Genomic DNA, 1,328 nt, shown 5'->3' on the forward strand with positions numbered 1-1,328 from the left:
CGACCATACAGCGGTAGAGCCTTGGTCATTACGCCGCCAAGAATTGTTGCCGGTATTGGGAGAATTTAGCCAATTAGCAGTAGGAATATCCGAAGAACCGGACCCGCAAGCACTTGAGTTTGTCCATGACTCAAAACTTTCTGAATACGGTAGCGTAGCATAAGTCATTGTAATGGCAGAGGATGTTAATGATATTTCGTCAACGGCAGCAGCCGGGTTAGTTCCCAATGATCCGTCATTTCGCCAGCTAAAAACCAAGCGTTTGGTTGTTCCTGCATTAGAGGCAGGTATCACAATCGTTGCTGTTTGCCAAGTACCTTGTTGGTTTAAAGTTGAGCTAATCAAATCTGCCACTGCCAGCTCTGTGTTTGCTGTAGGGGTAGTACCCGTGGTAGTCAAATAAACTTTCAAATGGTCACAACAGCTTTCTCCGGTTGCTTGCCATTTAAAAGTTAGAGTAATACAATTTTCCCCTGAAGGAAAAGTAACATCTCTATAAAAATGGGATACTTGAGTAGTAGTCTTGTTATAATTATTATTTGTATTAGCAGTACCTATATAGGCACCTTTTGCTCCGGCACTATACACAAAAGTACCTACAAACCATTTGTTGGTAGCATCATTTACTACTGTCCAGCCATTGGCTGGGAATGTATTGGTGGCATTTTCAAAACTACCATTCGGGCTTGTGGCAACCCCGGGGTCTATAATAACCGTAGCCACACTGTGCTTAACCCAAAATAAACCGAGAACAAGTAAAATGAGATACCTGCTCCAGTTATGCGTAAATATTTTTTTCATATTCCTTAAATTAATAACTGATGTTACGCAATATTAAGTAGTATTTTTAAGACTTGGTGTTAATAAATGCTGTAATTCTTCCTTTGCTTTTCGTAGTGCTACTATGTTCAAATAATTTTTCAGTGCAAAATGACTTTTGTTTTTTCTTACTTTCAGTAATTCAAACCGATTAAACGCTGTCAGCGAAGCAATGAAATGACTTTTTTGTGTTGTTATTGTGCGTGTAGGTGATTTGGCAAACGAAGCATTGCTCTTGATGGATTTGTGATACTCTTCTACTTTCCATCGTTTGTGATAGATTGCAGTGATTTGCTCGTATGACAAATTTAAGTCGTTAGAAGCCAGATAGAGCGCAGCAGTATCATTCTCGTTTGTGAAAATTTGGCATGCAATGAGAATTGGGAAATCCAACTGCTCAACCCACACCACCGCAGTGCGCCCTTCCGGCTTCAGGGACTTAATACTTGTGTAACGACCGTTTTGCTTATCATCCAGTGTCAAGGCAACTTTCCGATTTGACTTGAGAG

The 1,328-nt window shown here is 40.4% G+C and carries 2 protein-coding genes; both read right to left on the bottom strand.

Translation table 11 applies throughout. From position 1 onward, the window contains the following. On the bottom strand, positions 1-723 hold a 723-nt coding region (locus tag LC115_07690; GenBank protein ID MCZ2356552.1), incomplete at its 3' end, for a hypothetical protein. 111 nt (positions 724-834) lie between these two features. Then, the coding region (locus LC115_07695) for a transposase (GenBank protein ID MCZ2356553.1) at positions 835-1,328 on the bottom strand (494 nt) is incomplete at its 5' end.

It is taken from the genome of Bacteroidia bacterium (assembly GCA_026932145.1).
Taxonomy (GTDB): Bacteria; Bacteroidota; Bacteroidia; order J057; family JAIXKT01; genus JAIXKT01.